This is a genomic window from Arthrobacter sp. Leaf234, assembly GCF_001422665.1.
In the GTDB taxonomy this organism is placed as follows: domain Bacteria; phylum Actinomycetota; class Actinomycetes; order Actinomycetales; family Micrococcaceae; genus Arthrobacter_D.
Window position 1 is genome coordinate 27,620 of record NZ_LMLU01000012.1, and the last position, 24,062, is coordinate 51,681.

The 24,062-nt window shown below is 70.1% G+C and carries 19 protein-coding genes; 7 read left to right on the forward strand and 12 right to left on the reverse strand.

The window, feature by feature from the left end:
* Nucleotides 1-9: 9 nt before the first annotated feature.
* Together ASF21_RS16095 and ASF21_RS16100 are read right to left on the reverse strand one after the other, a co-directional pair.
* Nucleotides 10-894 carry a ParA family protein gene (locus ASF21_RS16095; RefSeq protein WP_055773566.1) on the reverse strand — a complete coding sequence of 295 codons (885 nt, stop codon included), beginning with the start codon at nucleotides 892-894 and terminating at the stop codon, nucleotides 10-12.
* A gap of 360 nt (nucleotides 895-1,254) precedes the next feature.
* Nucleotides 1,255-2,658, reverse strand: a complete 1,404-nt coding sequence (locus ASF21_RS16100; RefSeq protein ID WP_055773568.1) for a cation:dicarboxylate symporter family transporter — start codon at nucleotides 2,656-2,658, stop codon at nucleotides 1,255-1,257.
* A 223-nt stretch (nucleotides 2,659-2,881) separates the two neighbouring features.
* On the opposite strand from ASF21_RS16100, the gene ASF21_RS16105 reads away from it, so the two are divergent.
* Nucleotides 2,882-4,720 carry a sensor histidine kinase gene (locus ASF21_RS16105; RefSeq protein ID WP_082471660.1) on the forward strand — a complete coding sequence of 613 codons (1,839 nt, stop codon included), beginning with the start codon at nucleotides 2,882-2,884 and terminating at the stop codon, nucleotides 4,718-4,720.
* Nucleotides 4,717-5,439, forward strand: coding sequence for a response regulator (locus ASF21_RS16110; RefSeq protein ID WP_055773570.1), 723 nt, complete (start codon nucleotides 4,717-4,719; stop codon nucleotides 5,437-5,439). Before ASF21_RS16105 ends, ASF21_RS16110 begins: the two co-directional genes overlap by 4 nt.
* A gap of 44 nt (nucleotides 5,440-5,483) precedes the next feature.
* Here ASF21_RS16110 and ASF21_RS16115 read toward each other — a convergent pair whose 3' ends face one another.
* Entirely contained in the window at nucleotides 5,484-7,478 is a 1,995-nt protein-coding gene (locus ASF21_RS16115) for an AMP-binding protein (protein ID WP_414826635.1), read from the reverse strand.
* 189 nt (nucleotides 7,479-7,667) lie between these two features.
* Here ASF21_RS16115 and ASF21_RS16120 point away from each other — a divergent pair, with 189 nt between their 5' ends.
* From ASF21_RS16120 to ASF21_RS16135, 4 genes are read left to right on the forward strand one after another with little or no spacing between them, the layout of a single operon-like run.
* A complete protein-coding gene (locus tag ASF21_RS16120; RefSeq protein WP_055773593.1) occupies nucleotides 7,668-8,354 on the forward strand; it encodes a GntR family transcriptional regulator in 687 nt (228 codons plus the stop codon).
* Nucleotides 8,347-9,867 (forward strand): MmgE/PrpD family protein, encoded by a 1,521-nt coding sequence (locus ASF21_RS16125; RefSeq protein ID WP_055773572.1) that lies wholly within the window; start codon nucleotides 8,347-8,349, stop codon nucleotides 9,865-9,867. The genes ASF21_RS16120 and ASF21_RS16125 overlap by 8 nt, the downstream gene beginning before the upstream one ends.
* 10 nt (nucleotides 9,868-9,877) lie before the next feature.
* The gene (prpB, locus tag ASF21_RS16130) at nucleotides 9,878-10,834 is read left to right on the forward strand and encodes a methylisocitrate lyase (RefSeq protein ID WP_055773573.1); all 957 of its coding nucleotides are present in this window, start codon (nucleotides 9,878-9,880) and stop codon (nucleotides 10,832-10,834) included.
* The gene (locus ASF21_RS16135; RefSeq protein ID WP_055773576.1) at nucleotides 10,831-11,970 is read left to right on the forward strand and encodes a bifunctional 2-methylcitrate synthase/citrate synthase; all 1,140 of its coding nucleotides are present in this window, start codon (nucleotides 10,831-10,833) and stop codon (nucleotides 11,968-11,970) included. Before prpB ends, ASF21_RS16135 begins: the two co-directional genes overlap by 4 nt.
* Nucleotides 11,971-12,125: 155 nt before the next feature.
* Here the strand turns inward: ASF21_RS16135 and ASF21_RS16140 are convergent, their stop codons facing one another.
* Genes ASF21_RS16140 through ASF21_RS16170 form a run of 7 tightly spaced genes read right to left on the reverse strand, consistent with a single transcriptional unit; the run spans nucleotide 12,126 to nucleotide 19,575 of the window.
* The gene (locus ASF21_RS16140) at nucleotides 12,126-12,734 is read right to left on the reverse strand and encodes an 8-oxo-dGTP diphosphatase (RefSeq protein WP_235499064.1); all 609 of its coding nucleotides are present in this window, start codon (nucleotides 12,732-12,734) and stop codon (nucleotides 12,126-12,128) included.
* Nucleotides 12,727-13,689, reverse strand: a complete 963-nt coding sequence (gene xerD / locus ASF21_RS16145; protein WP_055773595.1) for a site-specific tyrosine recombinase XerD — start codon at nucleotides 13,687-13,689, stop codon at nucleotides 12,727-12,729. The genes ASF21_RS16140 and xerD overlap by 8 nt, the downstream gene beginning before the upstream one ends.
* A 5-nt stretch (nucleotides 13,690-13,694) precedes the next feature.
* Complete coding sequence (locus ASF21_RS16150) at nucleotides 13,695-14,375, reverse strand: NUDIX domain-containing protein (RefSeq protein ID WP_235499066.1); 681 nt, start codon at nucleotides 14,373-14,375, stop codon at nucleotides 13,695-13,697.
* An 8-nt stretch (nucleotides 14,376-14,383) separates the two neighbouring features.
* Nucleotides 14,384-16,084, reverse strand: coding sequence for a CTP synthase (locus ASF21_RS16155; protein WP_055773579.1), 1,701 nt, complete (start codon nucleotides 16,082-16,084; stop codon nucleotides 14,384-14,386).
* Nucleotides 16,081-17,808, reverse strand: coding sequence for a DNA repair protein RecN (gene recN, locus ASF21_RS16160; RefSeq protein WP_055773581.1), 1,728 nt, complete (start codon nucleotides 17,806-17,808; stop codon nucleotides 16,081-16,083). The genes ASF21_RS16155 and recN overlap by 4 nt, the downstream gene beginning before the upstream one ends.
* Nucleotides 17,805-18,731 carry an NAD kinase gene (locus tag ASF21_RS16165; protein ID WP_055773583.1) on the reverse strand — a complete coding sequence of 309 codons (927 nt, stop codon included), beginning with the start codon at nucleotides 18,729-18,731 and terminating at the stop codon, nucleotides 17,805-17,807. The genes recN and ASF21_RS16165 overlap by 4 nt, the downstream gene beginning before the upstream one ends.
* Nucleotides 18,724-19,575: a TlyA family RNA methyltransferase gene (locus tag ASF21_RS16170; RefSeq protein WP_082471661.1), complete on the reverse strand. Its 852-nt coding sequence runs from the start codon at nucleotides 19,573-19,575 to the stop codon at nucleotides 18,724-18,726. The genes ASF21_RS16165 and ASF21_RS16170 overlap by 8 nt, the downstream gene beginning before the upstream one ends.
* On the opposite strand from ASF21_RS16170, the gene ASF21_RS16175 reads away from it, so the two are divergent.
* The gene (locus ASF21_RS16175; protein ID WP_055773584.1) at nucleotides 19,574-19,861 is read left to right on the forward strand and encodes a hypothetical protein; all 288 of its coding nucleotides are present in this window, start codon (nucleotides 19,574-19,576) and stop codon (nucleotides 19,859-19,861) included. The two genes, ASF21_RS16170 and ASF21_RS16175, sit on opposite strands and share 2 nt — an antisense overlap.
* Here ASF21_RS16175 and ASF21_RS16180 read toward each other — a convergent pair.
* Together ASF21_RS16180 and ASF21_RS17425 are read right to left on the reverse strand one after the other, a co-directional pair.
* The gene (locus tag ASF21_RS16180; protein WP_055773586.1) at nucleotides 19,858-20,847 is read right to left on the reverse strand and encodes an HAD-IIA family hydrolase; all 990 of its coding nucleotides are present in this window, start codon (nucleotides 20,845-20,847) and stop codon (nucleotides 19,858-19,860) included. The two genes, ASF21_RS16175 and ASF21_RS16180, sit on opposite strands and share 4 nt — an antisense overlap.
* Nucleotides 20,840-22,405 (reverse strand): hypothetical protein, encoded by a 1,566-nt coding sequence (locus ASF21_RS17425; RefSeq protein ID WP_235499068.1) that lies wholly within the window; start codon nucleotides 22,403-22,405, stop codon nucleotides 20,840-20,842. The genes ASF21_RS16180 and ASF21_RS17425 overlap by 8 nt, the downstream gene beginning before the upstream one ends.
* Nucleotides 22,406-24,062: the final 1,657 nt, after the last annotated feature.

Genomic DNA, 24,062 nt, shown 5'->3' on the forward strand with positions numbered 1-24,062 from the left:
GCGCCGGCACTAGGGTGCTCCGCCCCTGCTGATGAGCTCCTTCGCGAGCCGCCGGTAGGCATCCGCGCCGGAGTGGTTGGCGGCGTAGGACGTGATCGGCTCCGCTGCGACGGTCGCGTCGGCGAACTTGATGGTCCTTTTGATCACGGTCTCGAAGACCTTGTCGCCGAAGGCCTCGACCAGCCGGGCGATGACCTCGCGGCTGTGGAGCGTCCTGGCGTCGTACATGGTGGCCAGTACCCCGTCGATCTGCAGGCGCGGGTTCAGCCGGTCCTGGACCTTCTCGATGGTCTCGACCAGCAGGGCCACCGCGCGCAGGGCGAAGAACTCGCAGATGAGCGGGATGATGACGCCGTGCGCCGCAGTGAGCGCGTTGACGGTCAGGAGGCCGAGCGAGGGCTGGCAGTCGATGAGGATGACGTCGTAGTCGTCCGCGACCTTCCGCAGGGCGCGGTCGAGCACCTGCTCGCGTGCCACCTCGTTCACGAGCTGCACTTCTGCGGCGGAGAGGTCGATGTTGGCCGGCAGGAGATCGATGTTCTCGATCGCGGTGTGCTGGATGGCGTCGTGGATGGTCACCTTGCGGTCCATCAGCACGTTGTAGACCGTCACGTCCAGCTCGTGCGGGTTCGTGCCGAGGCCTGCGGAGAGCGCGCCCTGCGGGTCGAAGTCGACGAGCAGGACCTTGCGGCCGGCTTCCGCGAGCGCCGCGCCGAGGTTGATGGTCGACGTCGTCTTACCGACGCCGCCCTTCTGGTTGACCATCGCGATGACCCGCGCCGGGCCGTGGGACTCGAGGACGGGGGGTTCAGGGAACTCCGTCACGGGCCGGCCGGTCGGACCGAGCTCCGTGTCCGCTGCGCCGGGCAGAGTGGAACCCTGTTCAGTACTCACGTTGTTTCTCCACGCTTCCATCGAATCCGGTGCACGCCGGCCGGGAAGGGGGGCCGGGCGGCGTTTCTCTTGGTCAACCGTACAACGCCCGGGAGGGGCACCGCGGAGGTGGGGGTCCCGGGGTGACGAGCCTTGATCCTCAACCTGAGGTCGAACGTTCCTTTCCCCGCCGCGTCCGGGACGACCACTCAGGGGGTCCTCGGTGGGAGGACGAGCGGGACACCGGACGCCCGGGACGGGCCCAGATGCACCCGGATCATGCACCGCTCCCCGCGGGAACGACGACGGCGGTGCCCTGGATGAGCTCCAGGGCACCGCCGTCGTCGGGTGGTCGGGCGGACGGCCCGGGGTGGCGCGCTGTCAGCGAGCGGTGGTCCCGCGGACGGCGGCCTCCGTGTGGGCCTCGGCGCCATCCTCGACGTCGTTCTCGTCATTGTCGAAGCGGTGGTCCGTGGTCATCGTGCTCTCGTCGAAGGGCTCGCGACCGTCGAGCACGTCATCCACGCGGGCCCGGTCGATCTCCTTGGTCCAGGTCCCGATGAGGACCGTCGCCACGGCGTTCCCGGTGAAGTTGGTGAGCGCGCGGGCCTCGGACATGAAGCGGTCGATGCCGACGATCAGGCCGACGCCGTCCACCAGGTCCGGCCGGTGCGACTGCAGGCCACCGGCGAGGGTCGCGAGGCCCGCACCGGTGACCCCGGCCGCTCCCTTGGAGGCGATGATCATGAACACCAGGAGCGAGATCTGCTCGCCGAGGGCCAGGGGCTTCCCGAGGGCCTCGGCGACGAAGAGCGCCGCCATGGTCAGGTAGATCGCGGTGCCGTCCAGGTTGAAGGAGTAGCCCGTGGGCACGGTGACGCCGACGACGGGCTTGGAGACCCCGAGGTGCTCCATCTTGGCGATGAGGCGGGGAAGCGCCGCTTCGGAGGACGAGGTGCTGAAGATGAGCAGGTACTCACGGCCCAGGTACTTCATGAGCTTGAAGATGTTCACCCCGGTGACCATCTTCAGCAGGCCGCCGAGGATGACGACGATGAACAGGGCGCAGGTGATGTAGAAGGCGATCATGAGCGTCGCCATGCTGACGATGGCCTGGACCCCGGTCTCGCCGACGACGGCGGCGATGGCACCGAACGCACCGATGGGTGCGAGCCACATGATCATGATGAGGATCCGGAAGACGAGTGCCTGGATGTGGCCGATGCCGCGGAGGACCGGCTTGCCGGCGGAGCCCATCTTCTGGAGGGCGAACCCGACGAGCAGCGCCACGAACAGGGTCTGCAGGATGCTCGGACCCGTCAGTGCGGAGAGCAGGGTGGTGGGGATGATGCTGAGCAGGAAGCCGACCGTCCCCTCGGGTGCACCCTCGGCAGTCGCCGGCAGCTCATAGGTCGACGACGAGATGTCGAGTCCCTCGCCGGGCTGGATGAGGTTGCCGACCACGAGGCCGATCGCCAGGGCGAAGGTCGACATGACCATGAAGTACCCGAGTGCGAGCCCGCCCACCTTGCCGACCGTCGCGGCCTTCGCGATGGACCCGACCCCGAGCACGATCGTGCAGAAGATGATCGGTGCGATCATCATCTTGATCAGGTTGATGAAGCCCGTTCCGAGCGGTTTGAGCGACTTGGCGAACTCCGGGGCCGCCAGGCCGAGGATCGCGCCGAGAATCACCGCCGCGATCACGGCGATGTAGAGGAAATGGGTCTTGTCGACCCGTTTGCGGGTCTTGGCGGGTCCGTTGTCGGACCGCGATGGCGCCATAGCCATGGTGTTCTCCCTGGGTGTCCGGCCGCCCGGCGGCGCCGGCCGCCGGAGGTCGTTCTTCGGCTGCGGGGTCCTACCGGGGAGCGTAGTGTTGGGTGCTTCCTCCTGATCATCGCACCGCGCGTGATGCGCATCACGATTGAGTTCATACTGGTCATGGACCCGCGTGCGCCGGTACCCGCCCGGTGCCCCACGAACCCCGAAGGAGCTGGATCCCCGCGTGAGTCGATGGAGCCTCGCACGGCAGTACTTCCTCGTTCAGCTCGTCTTCATCCTGGTGCTGTCCGCGTCGCTGTCCGTGATCCTGTACGTCGATGCGGCGCAGGGCGTGGACGACGCGGCGGCCGAGCGCATGGTCGCCGTCTCCACGACGATCGCGCTGGATCCTGCCGTCCTCGAGGCCGTGGAGGGCCCGGATCCCTCGTCCGTCCTCCAGCCCTACGCCGTGGGCGTCATGGACCGGCTCGGCGTGGACTTCATCACCATCATGGCGACGGACCGGACCCGCTACACCCACCGCAACCCCGACCAGATCGGCAAGCCGTACATCGGGTCGGTGGCGGAGGCCCTCGCCGGCGGGACCCACACGGAGACGTACGCCGGCACCCTGGGGCCGTCGATCCGGTCGATCGTGCCGATCGTGGGCGACGACGGGACCGTCCGGGCCATGGTCGCGGCCGGTATCACGGTGGACCGCGCGGCGATCGCCCGGAACGCCCAACTGCCGCTCGTCGCGTCGATCGCGCTCGGTGCGCTCGCGGTCGGCGCCCTCGCGTCCTTCCTTCTCAGCCGACGCCTGAGCGACGCGACGCTGGGCATGGGACCGGCGGAACTGTCGCGCACCTTCGTGTTCTACGACTCCGTCCTCCACTCGGTCCGGGAGGGCCTCCTGCTGACCGATGCCGAGGGCCGACTGGTCCTCTACAACGACCAGGCTGCACGGCTGCTGGGGCTCGACGGCACGCAGGAGCCGGTGCCGGCGTCGCACCTCGCCGTGCCGCCGTCGCTCCGCGAGCTCCTGGCGTCGGGGCGGAGGGCGAACGACGAGGTGCACCTGACCGACAGCCGGGTCCTCGTGGTGAACCAGGAACCCGCCGTACCACCGGCTCCCGCGGGACGCGCCTCACACCATCCGACCGTTCTGGGCACGGTGACCACCCTGCGGGACCACACGGAGATCGAGGCACTGACCGGGCAGGTCGAGACGATGCGCACGCTGACCGACGCCCTGCGCTCGCAGACCCACGAGCACGCCAATCGCCTGCACACCATCGTGTCGCTCGTGGAACTCGGCAGGAGTGCGGACGTGCTCGATTTCGCGACGAGGGACCTGCAGCAGTCGCAGCGGCTCACGGACGAGGTGGTCCGGGCGGTCGACGAGCCGTTCATCGCGGCGCTGCTGGTCGGCAAGGCGGCTCAGGCGAACGAGCGCGGCATCGAGCTGATCTCGGAGATCGGCCATGACGCACAGGCCGGTGCCCTCAATCCCGTGGACCTCGTCACGATCATCGGCAACCTGCTGGACAACGCCTTCGACGAGGCTGCGGCCTCCGAGGAACCACGCGTGCTCCTCTCCGTGACACGTCTCGCGCCGGAGGGGACCGCGCCGTACCTCGAGATCGTCGTGGAGGACAGCGGTCACGGCCTGCCCGATTCCGAGAAGGCGAAGATCTTCGATTTCGGCTACAGCACCAAGCACGACGGCGGCCCGCAGAGGGGCAGGACGGGTGGGGTGACCACCGGCCGGATGCACAGCCGGACGGGGGTCGTCGGCCAGGGGGTACAGGGGGCCGGGCGCGGGATCGGCCTCGCGCTCGTCCGCCAGGCCGTCCGGCGCTTCGGCGGGGTGGTGGAGGTGACGGACACGGACGACGGCGGTGCACGCTTCACGATCCGGCTCCCCTACCCTGCACCCGCCGCACCGGCGGACGGACCGGTTCCCACAGGTCCCTCGGCTCCCTCGGATGCCGCTGCTCGCCCGCGGAGCACCTCACGAGCCTCCGAGGCCGCACCCGACGGTACCGGCGCGCGCCCCGCGTCCGGTGGCGGTCGGGCATGACCGCCATCCGGGTCCTCGTCGTCGAGGACGATCCCGTGGCCGCGGACGCGCACGCGGAGTACGTGCGCCGCCTCGACGGTTTCGAGCTCGCCGGGGTCGCCCGGAGCGGCGCGGAGCTCGCCGCCTTCCTGCAACTCGTGGGCGACACCGCGGGGCAGGCCGGCGCGCCCGTCGACCTCATGCTGCTCGACATGAACCTGCCGGACGTCCACGGGCTCGACATCATCCGCAGGGTGCGCGGGCTGGGCCTCCCGATCGACATCATCGCCATCACTGCGGTGCGCGACCTGCACGTGGTCCGCTCGGCCATTTCGTCGGGGATCGTCCAGTACCTCATCAAGCCGTTCACCTACTCGGCGTTCAGCGAGAAGCTGGGTGCCTACCAAGAGTTCCGGCAGAGCCTCGTCGACCAGGCGACGGCGACCACGCAGGCCGAGGTGGACCAGGCCTTCGCCTCACTGCGCACCGTCGCATCCGCGGCGCTCCCCAAGGGCCTCTCCGGTGAGACGTTGCGCGCCGTGTCGGCCCATCTGAAGGAGCAGTCCGCCCCGACCACCGCCATCGAGGTCTCGGAGGCGCTGTCGATGTCACGGGTGACCGCGCGGCGCTACCTCGAACATCTCGCCGATCAGCGGTCCGTCCTGAGGACACCGCGCTACGGCACGCGGGGACGCCCTGAGTTCGAGTACAGCTGGGCGCGGACCACCACCGGGCGCTGACGCCCGTCCCGCTCCCCCACGGGGTCGGGCTGCCCGGGCGACCGTCAGTCCGCGGACGTCGGCCGCAGCAGCGGGGCCAGCGCATCGAGCACGGCAGGATCCTCGATCGTGGACGGGACGGCGTACTGCTCCCCTGCGGCCATCTGGCGCATGGTCTTACGCAGGATCTTGCCCGAGCGCGTCTTCGGCAGCGCATCGACGACCACGGCCGAACGGAAGTCCGCAACGGGTCCGATGGTCGTGCGCACCAGGTGTACGAGGTCCGCTTCGAGCGTCTCGGCGTCGATGGTCGAGCCTGCCTTCAGGACCACGTAGCCGCTGGCGCGCTGGCCTTTCAGCGGATCGTGGAGTCCGAGGACCGCGCACTCGGCGACGGCGGGGTGCTGCGCGATGACCTGCTCGATGGCGCCGGTGGAGAGCCTGTGCCCGGCCACGTTGATGACGTCGTCGGTGCGTCCCATGACGAACACGTAGCCGTCCTCGTCCAGGTAGCCGGAATCCCCGCTGGAGTAGTAGCCGTCGAACGCCTCGAGGTAGGACTCGCGGTACCGCTGATCGCTGCCCCAGAGGGTCGTCAGGGTGCCCGGCGGGAGCGGGAGGCGCAGGGCGATGCTGCCCTCGAGCCCCGCGGGAAGGGGCGCACCGCTCTCGTCCAGGACGGCCACGTCGAAGCCGGGCGACGGCAGCGACGGCGACCCCGGCTTCAGCGGGACGCCACCGAACCCCCGCGGATTGGCACAGATGGGCCAGCCGGTCTCCGTCTGCCACCAGTTGTCCACGACCGGGACACCGAGGACGCCACCGATCCAGGCGGAGGTCCCGGTGTCGAGGCGTTCACCGGCGGAGAAGAGCGAATCGAGGGAGGACAGGTCGTGGCCGCGGAGCGCCGAGCCCTCGGGATCGGCCCGGCGGATCGCGCGCAGGGCGGTCGGCGCGGTGAAGAGCACCTTTGCTCGGTGCTCCTCGATCAGCCTGCCGAAGGCACCCGCGTCGGGCGTCCCCACCGGCTTGCCCTCGTAGAGCACCGTCGTCGCGCCCGCCAGGAGCGGCCCGTAGACGATGTAGGAGTGCCCCACGACCCAGCCGACGTCCGACGCCGTCACGATGACGTCGCCCGGGCCGATGCCGTAGATGTTCCGCATGGACCAGGCCAGCGCGACGGCGTGCCCGCCGTTGTCCCGCACCACGCCCTTCGGGGAGCCGGTGGTGCCGGAGGTGTAGAGGATGTAGAGCGGATCGGTCGCCGCCACGTCGACGGGAGCGACCGGCTCGGCCCGCCCGACGGCGTCGTCCCAATCGACCCACGGCGCGTCACCACCGGCGGTCGAGGAGCCGGTCGAGGAGGAACGGCCGTCTCCGGACACGTCATCCGGATCCGTCCCGGCCCTGTGGTCGAAGCCATCACGATGCTTCACGACCACGGGCGTCCCCCCGCTGCCGGCGAGCGCGAGTGCCTCCCGGACGGCCGGCAGATACTCGACGCGGCGACCCGGCTCGAAGCCGCCCGTCGCGGTGACCACCGCCGCTGGTCCGGCGTCCCGGATGCGCGCGGCGAGTTCGGCGGGGGCGAATCCCCCGAACACCACCGAGTGCACCGCCCCGAGGCGCGCCGTCGCCAGCATGGCGATGACGGCTTCGGGGATCATCGGCAGGTACACGAGGACGCGGTCACCCTTGCCGACGCCGAGCCCGGCGAGGACGCCCGCGAAGACCGCCACCTCGTCCCGCAGCTCGGCGTAGGTGTAGCTGCGGCGCAGACCCAGCATCGCGGAGTCGTACACGAGTGCCGTCCGCGTGCCGTGTCCCGCGTCGACGTGGCGATCGAGGGCGTTGTGACTCGTGTTGAGCGTGGCGGAGGGGAACCACCGGTAGAGGGGCGCGGACGTGGTGTCGAGTGCCGAGGTGGGTGCGGCCGACCAGTCGACCGCTTCCGCGGCAGCGAGCCAGAACCGCTCGGGATCGGCGAGGCTTTCGGCGTGCAGCGCCGTGTACTCGTTCCCCGGGGTACCGCCTCCGGCGTCCATCCCTGCTGCAGCCATGCTCGCCCTCCCTTGCGCGTGGAGAGGAGAGTATCACGGGCCCTGAGCTGCTTCAGCGGCTCCTGTATACACGACACGCCCGCGGTCCTGAACCTGGGCTCGCGACCCTTGCTTCTGGGGGGCTCCGTGTATACATTCAAGCGGAAGGCCGGGCTGCGCCCCGGCGACGACGAACAGGCGGAGGTCGGTGTGAGAGCGAGTGACCGCGCCTACGCCTTCCTCCGCTCGGACATCCTCGAGTGGCGGCTCGCTCCCGGCGACGTGCTGGCCGAGGTCGAGCAGTCCGCACGCCTCGGCGTCTCCCGGACGCCACTGCGCGAAGCCCTCTCACGGCTCGTCGCCGAAGGACTGGCCACGCCGCATGCCGGGCGCGGCGTCGTGGTCTCCGCCATCTCGCTCGACGCGGTGGCCGATCTCTTCGACGTCCGGCTGCCGCTGGAATGTGCGGCCGTGCGCCTTGCAGCCGTGCGGGGATCGGCGGCGGTGTTCGATGCCCTGGCCACGGAGTTCCGCTCCGCCGGGCAGAGCCTCGAGCACGGTGGCGGGCACGAGGACTACTACGCGCTCACGGCCCGGCTCGACCGGGCGATCGACGAAGCAGCCGCCAACTCCTACCTGTACCAGGCGCAGAAGTCCATCCGGACGCACCTCGCCCGAGTCCGGCGGCTCGCCCGTGACCATCCGGCACGGCTGCTCGCCTCCGCCCGCGAACACGAGCAGATCGCTCTCGCCGTCGCGGCCGGGAACGCCGACCTCGCCGAGGCCGCCATGCGCGTCCACCTCCACACCAGCCTGCAGCACCTCCTCGATCCGCCCGTCGCCCCGGCGTCGCCTCCCACCCCGTTCCGAGATCCACGAAAGGTACACCATGGTTGAATCGCACCCCGTCCGCGTCCACCGCAGCGAGGAGAACCTCCCGAAGACCGGCCAGCTCGCCTGGAAGATCGCCGAGGTGGCCACCGACCCCGTCGAGGTCACCGACGACGTCGCGGACATGGTCATCAACCGCATCATCGACAACGCCTCCGTCGCCATCGCCTCCCTGAACCGGGCGCCGGTCGTCGCCGCGCGTGCGCAGGCCCTCAGTCATCCCGTGTCCGCCCACGGCAGCGGCGCAGCCGTCTTCGGCGTCACGGAGCCCGTGTCCGCGGAGTGGGCCGCCTGGGCCAACGGGGTGGCCGTGCGTGAACTCGACTACCACGACACCTTCCTCGCCGCCGACTACTCCCACCCCGGGGACAACATCCCGCCGATCCTCGCCACGGCGCAGCACACCGGCGCCTCGGGCCGGGACCTGCTCCGGGCGATCACCACGGGCTACGAGATCCAGGTGGACCTCGTGAAGGCGATCTGCCTGCACGAGCACAAGATCGACCACGTGGCACACCTCGGCCCTTCTGCTGCAGCAGGCATCGGCACCCTGCTCGGCCTCGAGGCCGACGTGATCTTCCACGCCGTCGGCCAGGCCCTGCACACGACGACAGCCACCCGCCAGTCCCGCAAGGGCGAGATCTCCACCTGGAAGGCGCACGCACCGGCCTTCGCCGGCAAGATGGCCGTCGAGTCGGTCGACCGGGCGATGCGCGGACAGACCTCCCCCACACCCATCTACGAGGGCGAGGACGGCGTGATCGCCTGGCTCCTCGACGGGCCGACCGCCGCCTACGAGGTGCCGCTCCCCACCCGGGGCGAGGCGAAGCGGGCCATCCTCGACACCTACACCAAGGAGCACTCGGCGGAGTACCAGGCGCAGGCCTGGATCGACCTCGCACGGCGCCTCCACGGTACCCACCCCGAGGTGGCCGACCAGGACAACGTCGCGGCCGTCGTCATCCACACCTCCCACCACACGCACTACGTCATCGGGTCCGGTGCCAACGACCCGCAGAAGTACGAGCCCACCGCCTCGCGTGAGACTCTCGACCACTCCATCCCCTACATCTTCACCGTGGCGCTGCAGGACGGCCGCTGGCACCACGAGGACTCCTACGCGCCCGAACGCGCCGCCCGCCCCGACACAGTGGCCCTCTGGCACAAGGTCACCACGGTCGAGGACCCGGAGTGGACGCGGCGCTACCACTCGCTCGACATCGCCGAGAAAGCCTTCGGCGGCCGCGTCGAGATCACCCTGACCGACGGGACGGTCATCACGGACGAGATCGCCGTCGCCGATGCGCATCCCCTCGGCGCCCGCCCCTTCGCCCGTGCCGACTACATCGCGAAGCTGCGCATGCTCGCCGCGGGCATCGTCGAGGACGCGGAACTCGAGCGCTTCCTCGCGGCCGTCGAGCAGCTCCCGGACCTGCCCGCAGGATCGCTCGGGCAACTCAACGTCGTCGCCCGCCCAGGCCACCTCGATGCGGTCGCGATGCCGCAGGGACTCCTGTAGGAGGGCCGGGATGCTGTATTCGAGCGTCACCGCCCCCCAGAAACGACGCGCCCTCCGCGACGGGCTGGCCTCGGGCCGCCTCCAGCAGTTCCCGGGTGCCTTCAATCCCCTCTCGGCCCGGCTGATCGAGGACAAGGGGTTCGACGGCGTCTACATCTCGGGCGCCGTGATCGCCGCCGATCTCGGGCTCCCCGACATCGGCCTGACCACGCTGACCGAGGTGGCGCAGCGGGCCGGACAGATCGCCCGGATGACGGACCTGCCCTGCCTGGTCGACGCCGATACCGGCTTCGGCGAGCCCATGAACGTGGCCCGCAGCGTACAGGAACTCGAGAACGCGGGCCTGGCCGGTTGCCACATCGAGGACCAGTTCAACCCCAAGCGGTGCGGTCACCTCGACGGCAAGAACGTCGTCGACCTCGACACCGCGGTCAAGCGCATCCGGGCCGCCGCCGACGCACGCCGCGACCCCGACTTCCTCATCATGGCGCGGACCGACATCCGAGGCACGGACAGCCTCAGGGCGGCACAGGACCGGTCCCGTGCACTGGTCGAGGCCGGCGCGGACGCGATCTTCCCGGAGGCGATGCGGACCCTGGACGAGTTCCGTGCCATCCGGGATGCCGTGGACGTACCGATCCTCGCGAACATGACGGAGTTCGGGAAGAGCGATCTCTTCACGGCGGAGCAGCTCCAGGACGTCGGGGTGAGCATGGTGATCTACCCGGTCACGCTCCTGCGCAGTGCGATGGGCGCCGCCGAGCGTACGCTGGACACGATCCGACTCCACGGCACCCAGCAACCCGCCGTGGAGGGGATGCAGACGCGCAGCCGGCTGTACGACCTCGTGGACTACGAGGGCTACAACCGGTTCGACTCGTCCATCTTCGACTTCGAGGTACCGGGCAGCAGATCCGCCGCCCCGCCCGCACCCGCAGGATCTGATGCACAGGAGGAGCAATCGTGACAGAACCAGAGATCCACAAGGGCCTTGCCGGAGTGGTCGTCGACCACACCGCGATCTCGAAGGTGAATCCCGAATCCAACTCCCTGCTCTACCGGGGCTACCCCGTCCAGGAGCTGGCCGGCCACCGGGACATGGAGGACGTGGCCTATCTCCTCTGGAACGGCGAGCTGCCGGACGCCGCGCAACGGCAGGAGTTCGACGCCTTCGAGCGTGCCCACCGCGCCCTGCCCGAGCAGGTCATCGCCGCCATCGACCTGCTCCCTGCGACCGCGCACCCGATGGACGTGGCACGCACCGCCGTGTCCGTCATGGGGGCGAGCCACCCCCTGGCCGGCGACAACTCGGTCGACGCGAACATGGAGAAGGCCGCCACGCTGTTCGCGGCCTTCCCCGCCGTCGTCGCCTATGACCAGCGGCGCCGGCGCGGACAGGCGCTCGTGGAGCCGCGCGACGACCTCGGCTACTCGGCGAACTTCCTCTGGATGACGTTAGGGGAGGAGGCACCCGTGGAGGTGGTCCACGCCTTCGACGTCTCGATGGTGCTCTACGCCGAACACTCCTTCAATGCCTCGACCTTCACCGCGCGGGTCATCACGTCCACCCTCGCGGACCTGCACTCCGCGGTCACCGGGGCGATCGGCGCCCTGAAGGGAGCCCTGCACGGCGGAGCCAACGAGGCCGTCATGCACACCTTCGAGGAGATCGGCATCCGCGAGGACGAGAGCGCCGAGGACGCCGCCGTCCGGGCCAAGGCATGGATGGAGGACGCCCTCGCATCGAAGAAGAAGGTGATGGGCTTCGGGCACCGCGTCTACAAGAGCGGCGATTCCCGCGTGCCGACCATGAAGTCCGCCCTCGACGCGATGATCGAGTACTACGGACGCAGCGAGATCCTCGGCCTCTACTCGGGGCTGGAGACGGCGATGGACGAAGCCAAGGGCATCAAGCCGAACCTCGACTACCCGGCCGGGCCCACCTACCACCTCATGGGTTTCGACACGGAGATGTTCACCCCGCTCTTCATCGCGGCCCGCATCACCGGCTGGACGGCACACGTCATGGAGCAGGTGGCCTCGAACTCGCTCATCCGGCCGCTCAGCCTGTACAACGGTCCCGAGGAGCGGCACGTCGGCTGACCCCGGGGGCCGTCGCCGGGCTGGCGCCGGGCCGGCGCCCGCCCGCCCGCCCGCCAGGCTCGGCAGGCGCGGGGTCGCGCCGGCGGAGGGTCCGGCCGGGCGCTCGACACCCGCTGAGGGTAGCGTCAGCCGACCCGTCGCCGTGGAGGGTCGCGTCAGCTGATCGTCGCCCGCGCGACCCCATCGTTGTCCGCCGCCATCTCGATGTGCGCCTCGACGCGGGTTCCGGCCAGGAGCTCCGGGAGCCAATGGGGCGCGTCCTTCCACATGGCGGCCCAGGGGATCGCGTCGACCGGATACCAGCGCGGCTCGATCTCCTCGCACGGGACGGGCACGCTGTGTCCGGCCTCGGCCGTGAAGAGTGCGGACTGCATGTTCCAGTCCGGCCGGGCAGGGAAGGACCAGCTGATCCGGCCCGCATACCGCAGATCCAACGGCCGCAGGGCGATCCCGCTCTCCTCCTCGACCTCGCGGACCGCGGCGTCGAGGTCGGACTCGTCGCCGTCGACCTTGCCGCCGAGCGCCACGATCCTCCCCGTCCCGAAACCGGTCCGCTTGAGGCCGAGCAGCACCTCCCGACCCGTGGACGACGGGCGGAACAGGAAGCACAGGACGACGCGCCTGTAGGCTGCGCCGTCGATCGTCGACCACTCGCGGGACACTCCGGACGCGGTGGGGCCCGGCAGCCTCCCGTCAGGCATCACAGCGCCGGACGAGGGCACGCCGGCCGCCGGATCGCCGTCCGGGACGTCGACGTCAGGCACGGGCCCTCGGGTGCGCCGCGGCGTACACCTCGCGCAGCGTATCGGCCGTGACCAGGGTGTACACCTGCGTGGTGGTGACGGAGGCGTGACCGAGCAGCTCCTGCACCACCCGGACGTCCGCGCCCCCCTCGAGCAGATGCGTCGCGAACGAGTGGCGCAGTGTGTGCGGGGAGACGTCGCGGGTCACACCCGCGCGTTCGGTGGCCGCCTTCAGGATGCTCCAGGCGCTCTGGCGGCTCAGGCGCCCCCCGCGCATGTTGAGGAAGAGGGCAGGACTTCCCGTGCCCTTCGAGGCGAGCAGGGGCCTGCCGCGGACGAGGTAGCCGTCCACCGCGCGAGCCGCGTAGGACCCGACCGGGACCAGTCGTTCCTTCGAGCCCTTGCCGGTCAGTCGGACGACGGCCGGGAGGTCCTGCGCGTCGCTGACGGAGACATCGTCGACGTCCAGCCCCACGGCCTCGCTGATCCGGGCTCCGGTGGAATACAGGAACTCCAGCAGCGCCCGGTCCCGCTGACCGGTGGAGGTCGAGGTGTCCACGGACTCGAGGATCCTGACGACCTCCGCCACCGGGATGGCTTTCGGGAGCCGCTGCCCCGCCATCGGCGGGTGGACGTCCCGGGCCGGATCTCCCTCGGTGATACCCTCGAGCGCCCAGAACCTGTGCAACCCGCGGACGGCGACGATCGTCCGTGCCGCCGACCGTGGACTGAGTGCCGCGAAGCCGTCGTCGCCCGAGACGACAGCCTGGGCGAAGGCCGAGACGTCGTGCCGCGTCACGGCGGTCGCATCACCGACGTCCCTGGTCCGGAGGAACGCGGCATAGCGGCGGAGGTCCCGGCGATACGCCGCGAGCGTGTTGACGGACAGACCCCGCTCCACGGACATGTGCTGCAGGTAGTCCCGGAGCAGCGTCGACAGCGGCCCGTCCTCGTCGACAGGTGCCTGGTCCGCCATGGTGGTCAGATCTCGAGCACGGCGCCGCGCGGCCACGTGGAGTGCTGGCTCGGGTGTTCCGGCCACGGCGTCATGGCCGGGCGCAGATCGATGAACCCGTTCTCCCGTGCCACGCGGGCCGCGAGAACTGCCGCGACGGCGGACGGACTGTGGATCCGACCCTCGAGGGCTGCGCTGACGGCGTCGTCGAGATCCATCCACCGGAGTTCGATCTCCGCCTCCTCGTGCGTGCGCGTGTGACGATCGGCCTCGGGCACGTCACCGATCCCGCGGGCCAGGTAGATGCGCAGCGCCTCGGAGGACGAGCCCGGGGACAGGAAGAGGTCCACCAGGACGTGCCACTGGCGGGCGGTGAGGTCCGCCTCCTCGGCGAGTTCACGCGCCGCCGCGTCCACGAAGTCCTCGCCCTCCTCGTCGAGCAGGCCGGCCGGGATCTCCCAGAGCGCCATGCGCACCGGGTGCCGGTACTGACGGATCAGCAGCACCTGGCCGTCGTCGTTCAGGACCAGGACGGCGACGGCCCCGGGGTGGCGGATGAAGTCGCGTGTGATCGCCTCGCCATCCGCCGTGAGGCTGAACTGCTCGCTGACGACGTCCCACACACGCCCTTCGTAGACCGTCGACGCGTCGATCAGCCGGCGGGGGCTCTGCTCGTCGCTGAAGGTCTCACGGTCGTCCCCGGACACCCGCACGGTCAGACCTTCGCGCCGCGGCGCTCGAGCGCCGCCTTCACGAGGCCGGCGAAGAGGGGGTGCGGACGCGTCGGCCGCGAGCTCAGCTCCGGGTGGGCCTGGGTGGAGACGTAGTACGGGTGGACGTCCTTGGGCAGCTCGGCGAACTCGACGAGCTTTCCGTCCGTCGTCGTCCCCGAGAACACGAGGCCCGCCTCGGCGATCTGTTCGCGGTACTCGTTGTTCACCTCGTAGCGGTGCCGGTGCCGCTCGAAGACCGTGGTCTTCCCGTAGGTGCCGGCGATGACGGAGCCCTCCTGCAGCTTGGCCTCCCAGCGACCCAGGCGCATCGTGCCACCCATGTCCCCTTCACCGGCGACGATCTCGAGCTGCTCCGCCATGGTGGCGATGACCGGGTACGTGGTGTCGGGTTCGAACTCGCTCGAGGAGGCACCCTCCAGCCCGACGACGTTCCGCGCGTACTCGATGACCATGCACTGCAGCCCGAGGCACAGGCCGAGGGTCGGGATTCTGTTCTCGCGGGCATAGGTCAACGCTCCGAGTTTGCCCTCGAGGCCCCGGATGCCGAACCCGCCGGGGATGCAGACCGCGTCGACGCCGTCGAGCGCCTTCCTGGCTCCCTCCGGGGTCTGGCACTCGTCGGACGGGACCCACTTGATGGTCACCTTCGCCTTGTTCGCGAAACCGCCCGCACGCAGGGCCTCGGTGACGGACAGGTAGGCGTCCGGGAGGTCGATGTACTTGCCCACGAGCGCCACCTCGACGTGGTGCTTGGGGTTGTGCACGGCCTCGAGGAGCTTGTTCCACTTGGTCCAGTTGACGTCCTTGAACTTCAGGCCGAGCGCCTGGACGATGTACGCGTCGAGCCCCTGCGCGTGCAGGGTCTTCGGGATGTCGTAGATGCTGGGGGCGTCGGCCGCGTTTACGACGGCGTCGATGTCGACGTCGCACATGCGGCCGATCTTCTCGCGCATCGCCGCCGGGACCTCGCGGTCGGAGCGGATCACGATGGCATCGGGCTGGATACCGATGGAGCGCAGCATCGCGACGGAGTGCTGCGTCGGCTTGGTCTTCAGCTCCTGGGACGGCCCGATGTACGGGACCAGGGACACGTGCAGGAAGAAGACGTTGTTCCGTCCGACGTCCTGCCGGACCTGTCGGGCGGACTCGAGGAAGGGCTGCGATTCGATGTCGCCGACCGTGCCGCCGATCTCCGTGATGATCACGTCCGGGGCCTTCTTGCCGGGAGCACCCTCGGCCGGCAGGCGCATGCGGCGCTTGATCTCGTCGGTGATGTGCGGGATGACCTGCACGGTGTCACCGAGGTACTCGCCCCGGCGCTCCTTCGCGATGACCGTCGAGTAGACCTGACCCGTCGTCACGTTCGCCGAGCCGTCGAGGTTCTCGTCGAGGAACCGCTCGTAGTGACCGATGTCCAGATCCGTCTCGGCGCCGTCGTCCGTGACGAACACCTCGCCGTGCTGGAAGGGGTTCATCGTGCCGGGATCGACATTGAGGTAGGGATCAAGCTTCTGCATCGTCACGGAGAGGCCGCGCGCCCGGAGGAGGTGACCCAGGCTGGATGCCGTCAGTCCCTTGCCGAGTGAGGAGGCCACGCCGCCGGTCACGAAGATGTGCTTGGTCGTTGCGGACTTGAGGAACCGGGAGTTTGTTTGCTGCGCCACGGAGTTCAAGGCTATCACCGAGCGACGGTCCGGGCCGCATCGGCCAGGAGTTCCTCGGCGTGGGCCCGAGCGGAGGCCGAGTCCTCCTGGCCGGCGAGCATCCTCGCCAGCTCGCGGACCCGCTCGTCGTCGGGCAGCACCTCGACGTCGCTGGCCGTCACGCCGCCCCCCTCGCCGTCGCGGGACACGTTCTTCGTGACGCGGATATGACGCGCCGCGAAGGCCGCGACCTGGGGCAGGTGCGTCACCACGATGACCTGCACGTGCTCCGCCAGCATCGCGAGGCGACGCCCGATCTCGACGGCGGCCTTGCCGCCTACACCGGCGTCCACCTCGTCGAACACGAAGGTCGGCACCGGATCGACGGCGGCCAGGACGACCTCGATCGCCAGCATCACGCGTGAGAGCTCACCGCCCGAGGCGCCCTTGCCGAGGGCCCGCGGTGCCGATCCGGGATGGGGCTGGAGCATGAAGGAGATGTCATCGGCACCATGGATCGTCAGTGACTCCGCCGCTGTGACGTCGATAATCAGCTGCGCATCCGGCATCGCGAGGGCCGTCAGCTCATCGCTGACCCGGTGGGCGAGATCCTCGGCAGCGGTCCGCCGCAGCACGGACAGGGCCTCGCCCAGGTCGTGGACGCGGCGGTCGAGGTCCTCGATCTCGTCATCGAGCTCCTCCACGCGGGAGGAGTCGCTGCCGAGCTCCAGGAGCCGCTTCACGGCATCCTCCTGCCACGCCAGCACCTCGTCGATCGTCGGTGCGTACTTCCGCACCAGGACCGAGAGGGCGGCCCGGCGCGACTCCACCTCCTCGAGCCTGCCGGCGCCCTCCCCGTCGAGGGACGTCCCGTAGCCGGCGAGTTCGGCGGAGATGTCCGCCAGCAGGTACCCGACCTCGGCGAGCCGCTCCGCCAGCTTCCCGAGATCGGCGTCGTGCTCCGCGACCGCCTCGAGCTGGCGCTTGGCCTCGTCGACCAGCGACACGGCATCGGCGCTCGCCCCGATGTCCTCGGAGACGAGCGCCTGATGGGCCACCAACGCAGCTGTCCGCAGCTCCTCCAGGTTGCCGAGCCGCATCGACTCAGCTTTCAGGGCAGCGTCCTCCCCCGGCTGCGGGTCGGCGTCGCCGATCTCCGTCAGGGCTGCCTCGAGACCTTCGGCTTCACGCAACCGCTCACGGGCCTCGCTGCGTAGCCGGTCGCGTTCGGCGAGGGCGTCCCGCCACTGGCTGAAGGTCGCCGTGTAGTCACGGATCGCGTCCTCGACCGGCCTGCCTCCGAACTTGTCGAGGGCCTGGCGCTGGGCCGGAGCGCTCTTCAGGCGCAACTGGTCGGACTGTCCGTGGACGACGACGAGCTGGTCGCCCAGCTCTGCGAGGACACCCACGGGTGCCGCGCGGCCCCCGACATAGGCTCGGCTGCGCCCCTCACTCGTCACTGTCCGCGCGAGGATCAGTTCAGCGGCGCCGTCGTACTCCTCGAGGGCAGCACCTGCCTCGGCAGCCCGCCGTGCGGCACCGCTCGCTGGATCCAGCCGGAGGACGGCCTCGGCGGAGGCGGACGCTGCCCCCAGCCGGACGGCGCCGGCGTCGGATCTCGCGCCCCGCAGCAACCCGAGGGCCGTGATCACCATGGTCTTGCCCGCACCGGTCTCGCCGGTCACGACGGTCAGGCCGGGCCCGAGGTTCAGGGTGGCATCGGTGATGACGCCGAGGTCGCGGATCCGCATCTCCTCGATCATGGCGTCCCGCCGTCCTGATGCCTGATCGGGCCGCGCCAGCCCTGGATGGGGAGCTCGAACTTGCGCACGAGCCGCTCCGAGAAGGGTGTGTGCCGTGTTCGGGCGAGCCGTACGGGATGCTCGGAGCGCCGGACCTCGACCCGGGCGCCGGGCGGCAGGTCGATGCTCCGCCGCCCGTCGCACCAGAGGATGCCGGTGGCGTCGGTGCGGGCGAGCAGTTCGACGGCGAGCACCGAGGTGGGAGCGACGACGAGCGGCTTGGCGAACAGGGCGTGCGCGCTGATGGGTACCATCAGGAGCGCCTCGACCTCCGGCCACACGATCGGTCCGCTCGCGGAGAACGCGTAGGCCGTGGAGCCCGTGGGCGTGGCAAGGACGACGCCGTCGCAGCCGAAGGAGCTGACCGGGCGCCCGTCGACCTCCATGACGACCTCGATCATGCGTTCGCGGTTCGCCTTCTCCACGGCGGCCTCGTTCAACGCCCAGTTCGTGCCGAGCAGGGTGTCCCCGTGCCAGACCAGCACCTCGATGGTGGTGCGCTCCTCGACCGTGTAGCTGCGTTCGGCGACCCAGCGGACGGTCTCCTCGAGGTCGGCACGCTCGCTCTCGGCGAGGAAGCCGACGTGCCCGAGATTGACCCCGAGCAGGGGTATGTCGGCTTCGCGGACGAGCTCCGCCGCGCGCAGGATGGTGCCGTCCCCGCCGAGGACCATCACGAGCTCGACGTCGCCGAAGGCCACGTCGTCACCGAGCACTTGGGCGGGCGCAGCGAGCTCGCCGTACTCGCGCTGGATGTCGGCGAGTTCCTCGGGACGCATGACCGGCTGCAGGCCCAGGTTGTGGAGGCGTGTGCACGCCTCCTGCGCCGCGATCATCGCGTTCCTGCGGCCGGTATGCGCGAGCACCAGGATTCGTCTACTCATCGAGCTCCGTCTGATCGGTGGAACGGTCGGGTGGTCCGAACAGATCGCCGCCGGGGAGGGCCTGTTCGGTCAGCCGGTCCAGTTCCCCCTCGATCCTAGGCATCAAACCCTCGTGGGGCACCTTTGTCCACACGAAGTACTCCAGGTTGCCGTCCTGCCCGGGCAGACGGCTCAGCGCCACCCCGCCCACGTCGAGCCCGCACCCGAGCGCGCTGCGGAGCACTCCGGCCACCGCGCGACGGCGGGCGGCGGGCTCCGTCACCACCCCGAGCCGGTTCAGCCCCCCGCGGCCCACCTCGAACTGCGGTTTGACCATGAGCAGCAGGTCTCCGCCTGTCTCCGTGGCACCCGCGAGGGCCGCCATGACCAGGCGCAGGGAGATGAAGGACAGGTCGGCGACCGTGAGCTGTACCGGGCCACCGATGTCACCGGGAAGCAGGTGACGCACATTCATGCCCTCGAACACCTGGACGCGCGGGTCGTCGCGCAGATGCTGCACGAGCTGGCCGTGTCCGACGTCGACCGCCGCCACCTCGCGTGCCTCGCGCCTCAGGAGGACGTCGGTGAATCCTCCTGTCGAGGCCCCCGCGTCGAGGCAGCGCCGACCCTCGACCAGCACGTCCGGGAAGGCCCGCAGGGCGCCGTCGAGCTTCGTCCCCGCCCGACTGACGAAGTCGTCGCCGTCGCCCTGGACGAGCAGGACGTCCGCCGGACCGGTGGAGACGGAGGACTTGGCCGCGAGGGCGCCGTTCCGCGTGATCCGTCCGGCGGCGATGAGTTGCGCTGCATGGGACCGCGAGCGGGCGAGACCGCGGACCACGAGTTCCTGGTCAAGGCGCGCCATGGACTCCGCCCGGGCGGAGGGCCTGCTCGGGCGCGAGGACGCCGCCAAGCCGATCGTGGACCTCGAGGAGGACGGCGGCATGATCGTCGACGGGCAGTTCTGCCAACCGGTCGAGGGAGCCCAGTACGTCGTCGACCAGCAGATCCCCCGTCGACGACGTGCTGGAGCCGGTCTCCGCCTGCGCGTCGGCGCCGTCATGGTGCACGGGCTCCTCCTGTTCTGCTCCCACTCGTCCTTCATCCATCTGTCCTGCAGCGGTCCGCCGGCGAACCGTCCCCCACCCTAGCGGGCAGCGACGACATCGACCGCCGGAGGCTGCTCGGGGTCGTGAGCCGGGTGGGCGGCCCACCAGGCTGCGCACGCGGCACGCCAGCTGTCGACGTCGTCCTCGCTGCCACTGATGCTGACCGAACCGCCGACCACGCGAGCCGTGGACCTCCCGCACGAGTAGATGTCCCCGTCCTGCGCGACCGCGGGATACTCCTCGTACAGGTCGGCGAGCGAGGCGATGAGGTACGTGGGGCGCTCCTCCACCGTCGCACCGAGCGCCGTCCGCACGGTGTCGACGCCGGTCAGGACGAGCGCCGTGGCCATGCCGGCACGGTTCCCACCGAGGATGTCGGTGTCGAGGCGGTCACCGACCACGAGGGCACGATCGACCCCCGAATGCCGGGCGGCCGTCTCGAAAAGGGCGGCGCCCGGCTTTCCTGCGACGAGCGGCTGCTTGCCGGTCGCCGCGGCGACGGCGGCGACGAGCGTGCCGTTGCCGGGCGCGATCCCCCGCTCCTGCGGGATCGACATATCGGTGTTCGTCGCCACCCAGGTGGCACCCGCGGTCACCGCGTACGCTGCTTCGGCGAGGTCCTTCCAGCCGAGGGTCGGGGAGAATCCCTGGATGACGGCGGCCGGCCCGTCGTCGGCGGAGCCGACGACGGAGAGCCCCTGCGCCCGCACGGCGTCCGCGAGCGTCTGACTGCCGACGACGAGCACAGCCGACCCCGGCGGGACCTGCGCGGCGAGAAGCTCGGCGCCGGCCTGTGCCGAGCCGAAGACCTGCTCCGCGGTTGCGGGTGCACCGATCTCGCGCAGGTGCTGGGCAACCTGCGCGGAGGACCGGGAGGCGTTGTTGGTGACATAGGCGAGGCTCTTGCCCTCCCCCGCGAGCCGATCCAGCGCTTCGATGGCCCCGGGAATGGCGTTGGGCCCCGCATAGACGACGCCGTCGAGATCGGACAGCACCCCGTCGAAACCATCGATCAACCGCTCACTCATCCGCTGCGTCCTCCGTTTTCGCCGTCGTCTTCGGCGTCCGCCTGGCTTTGGCACTGGTCGCCGGGGCTTCGGCCACCGGCGGGACGTCCTGCGCGTCCTGCGCCGGCCCGTCCTGCACTGCGGCGCCCGTTGCTGCATCTTCTGAGTCCTGCAGTGCAGTGGCTCCCGAGGAGCTGTCGCTCAGCGAACTGTCCGGCGCCTCACCGGCCGAGAACCGGACGGCGGGAGTCCCGGCCGACGACGCGGTGTCGGCGTCCTCGGTGGACGGCTCGATCCGGGTTCCGCCCAGTGCGTCCATGCTGAACAGCATCTCGGTCTGAAGCGGTTCGACCCGTGGCGCAGACTCGCCGGCGGGAACGGCGTCCGCTGCCGGAACGACGTCGTCCGCGCCCTGCACCTCGTCCAGGTCCGTCCCTCCTGTCTTCCCGGGACTGTCGCCGGCTGCTTCCTCCGGCATCGCCCTGCGGTCCGCTGGCTCCTGAACCTCTGCCGGCTCCGGGTCATCCCCTGACTCCCGGACCTGCGCTGCGTCCTGGTTCCGCGTTGTCTCCTGCGAGCTGTTCTCCGGGACAGGCTCCTCGGACGATGCGGTCCCGATGGTGCGGCCGGTTCCCGGTTCTGCGAGGTCTGCCTCCAGATCGAGCGAGACGTCGCCCACGAGACCCTGGTCCACCGCCGCCGTGGTGGCGGCTGGGTCCTGTGTCGTACGTCCGGCGGCACCGTCCGGCATCTCGGTGGGATCCGTGCCCAACTCCTCGTCCGGGTGTTCGAGGAGACCGTCCGTCACGTCGTCGTCCTGGTCTCCGTCCTGCCGTGCGGCGGTCGACTCGTTCCGTGCCGACGGTCCCGCACCCTCGTCGGTGGCCCCTCCGGACTGCTGGTTGGGCGCCTGGCCCACCTCGTCGTTCGTCGAACCGTGAGCGTTCCGAGCCGGACCGGCGAGTACCTCCGCCACCTTGGGGACTCGGTCAGGGGTGGGCTCGTCGTCCTCACCGAGGTCGATGATGTCCGGTTCAAGGTCATCCTCGAGTCCCAGGGCCTTCTCGGCCACACGGGCCTGCCGGCGCCATTTCTCCGACTCGCCCGTCCGTCCGACGGCGTCGAGAGCATCGGCGTACGCACGGAAGAGACGAGGACTGAAAGCGAAAGCGCGGTGCAGGTCGAGCTGCGGGATCTCGAGGGCCGCGACGGCAGCGTCGAGCTGATCGAGATCGGAGCGTGCGCCGGACACGACCATCGCGAGTTCTGCCTTGCCCGCTGCATCCAGGGATTCCGCTTCCTCCGAGCGCGCGAGGTCGAGCGCCCGGTCGGGTCGCCCCAACCCGCGCTCACAGTCGGCCATGACCGGCAGGTGCACATTCGAACCGCTGATGCGACGGAAGGTCCTGAACTCGCGCAGCGCCTCGCCGTAATGTCCCGCCGCGTATGCCGTCAGGCCCACGGCCTCGCGGACCGCGGCCAGCCGCCCGCCTCGGCGGCTGGCTGCCAAGGCATGCTGGAACGCCAGCTCAGGGTCGAGATCGAGGAGCCGTCCGGCCATCACGAGGTGCTTGGACACCCAGAGCGCGCTCCGCTCCTCGAGGTTCCGAATCTGGGCGCGGGTAACACGATCGAGCTCATCACCCTTGACGTCCTCGTCGATCTCGGGCGAACGCTCCCTGTCGGGCCTGTTGGCGCTGCGCAGATCACGGGCATTGTGGGTACGCGGAGCCGTCGCGGCGTCGTCCGCTCTGCGGCCGGTCCGGTCGTCGCTGCGTCCATAGCCGGCAGACCCGCGGTCCTGCCTGTCAGAGGGCCGACGGAAGGTACTGCCGCCATCCTGGGAGGGTCGACGAGCCCTGCCGGAGGAATCGCCCCCGGACGATGTCCGCGACTGCCAAGGACGCTCCGCGCCGTTCGACGGCTTCCCCGAAGATGTGCCGCCACGGCTGCCGTACGTGCCCTGCCGATCAGCAGCCGAACCGGAGGCCGAGCCCCCGCGCGACGCGGCGCCACGCAAGTGCGCACCCCGCCCGCCGGTGTCTCCCTGATCCGACCGCCGGTCCTGACCCGATCCACTCGTGAAGCGATCGGTACGCCGACTCTCCGACGCTCCGTCTCGTGAGCCCGGCCGCCTGTCCTGGCCGGACCCGCCGTACGGCGCCCTTGCCCGACCATCGCCTGAACCACCCCTCGGTCGATCATCACGATCGCCACCTGCGGAGCCGCTGTCGCGACGGTTCGCGTTCCGGGCGTCCGACTGACTCTTCCAGGCGGGCCTGCGGGACTCGCCCTGTGCGCCATTGCCTCGGTCGCCTGACCCATCCGCCTGCGGAGCGTCCATGGGACGGTCCGCGGGACGGTCCGGGCGGCGCGACGCCTGTGAGGGGCGGCTCCGGTCGGAGCGGTCGGCGGACAGCGTGCGTCCTTCCCCGCCGTCGACATCGGTCGCTTCACGGCGAGATCCATCGGAGGCGTCCCGGCGAGGGTTGTCCAGGGCTGAATGTGCGCGGTCGTCGGACCGGGCGGACGGCGAAGCAGGGGTCGACCCTTCATCGCCAGCGGACCGACCGGTTGCAGGCGCCCTGCCAGGGCTCGACTGCCTGCCCGCTTTGGAACCCCAGGAGTGGCGTCCCCGCTGAGTGGATCCTTCCTGACGATCGCCGTCTCGACTGTCCGCTCCGCGGGCCTCCGCATCGTGTCCAGCGGTGTGCTCCTGCTCAGTCATGGCAGCGCGGTCCTCTCATCAGGTGCCGGCGGTGTACCGTCGGCGGATCTCTATTTTGCTGTAGGTCTTGCCTATCTATGGAACCACGAAGCCACGCTTCACCACTCATCGGTTGTTTGCCGTGCGGCTCACTTGCCTCCCTGCCTGCTTGCCAGCCGTGGGTCTTCGCTGCTGGCCGGCCATTGAGTGCGGGGCGATGCCGGCTGCGGCGGCCGTGGGCCTTTGGGCCTGACCGGGTGCCCTCGGGGCACTGGCATGCTGGCGGGCTGCCAGGTGTTCGGGTACGCCCGGGGGTGGCCTGGCCTCGGTGCTGGGTGATCGAATTCGCCTGGGGGTGTTTGCCTGGGGGTGTTTGCCTGGGGGTGTTTGCCTGGGGGTGTTTGCCGTGGGGTTGTGGGGTTAATGGGGTGAGGCCCCGCACCTGGTGGTGTGGGGCCTCAGCCTGTGAAGTGTTGTCCGGCGGTGTCCTACTCTCCCACACTCTCTCGGGTGCAGTACCATCGGCGCT

Excerpts from the sequence above, each read along its gene's own strand:
- ASF21_RS16110 (WP_055773570.1), top strand. The coding sequence starts at position 4,717 with ATGACCGCCATCCGGGTCCTCGTCGTCGAGGACGATCCCGTGGCCGCG.
- prpB (WP_055773573.1), top strand. The coding sequence starts at position 9,878 with ATGCTGTATTCGAGCGTCACCGCCCCCCAGAAACGACGCGCCCTCCGC.
- ASF21_RS16165 (WP_055773583.1), bottom strand. The coding sequence starts at position 18,731 with ATGAGTAGACGAATCCTGGTGCTCGCGCATACCGGCCGCAGGAACGCG.
- ASF21_RS16115 (WP_414826635.1), bottom strand. The coding sequence starts at position 7,478 with ATGGCTGCAGCAGGGATGGACGCCGGAGGCGGTACCCCGGGGAACGAG.
- ASF21_RS16170 (WP_082471661.1), bottom strand. The coding sequence starts at position 19,575 with ATGGCGCGCCTTGACCAGGAACTCGTGGTCCGCGGTCTCGCCCGCTCG.
- ASF21_RS16100 (WP_055773568.1), bottom strand. The coding sequence starts at position 2,658 with ATGGCGCCATCGCGGTCCGACAACGGACCCGCCAAGACCCGCAAACGG.
- ASF21_RS16175 (WP_055773584.1), top strand. The coding sequence starts at position 19,574 with ATGGACTCCGCCCGGGCGGAGGGCCTGCTCGGGCGCGAGGACGCCGCC.
- recN (WP_055773581.1), bottom strand. The coding sequence starts at position 17,808 with ATGATCGAGGAGATGCGGATCCGCGACCTCGGCGTCATCACCGATGCC.
- ASF21_RS16180 (WP_055773586.1), bottom strand. The coding sequence starts at position 20,847 with ATGAGTGAGCGGTTGATCGATGGTTTCGACGGGGTGCTGTCCGATCTC.
- xerD (WP_055773595.1), bottom strand. The coding sequence starts at position 13,689 with ATGGCGGACCAGGCACCTGTCGACGAGGACGGGCCGCTGTCGACGCTG.
- ASF21_RS16125 (WP_055773572.1), top strand. The coding sequence starts at position 8,347 with ATGGTTGAATCGCACCCCGTCCGCGTCCACCGCAGCGAGGAGAACCTC.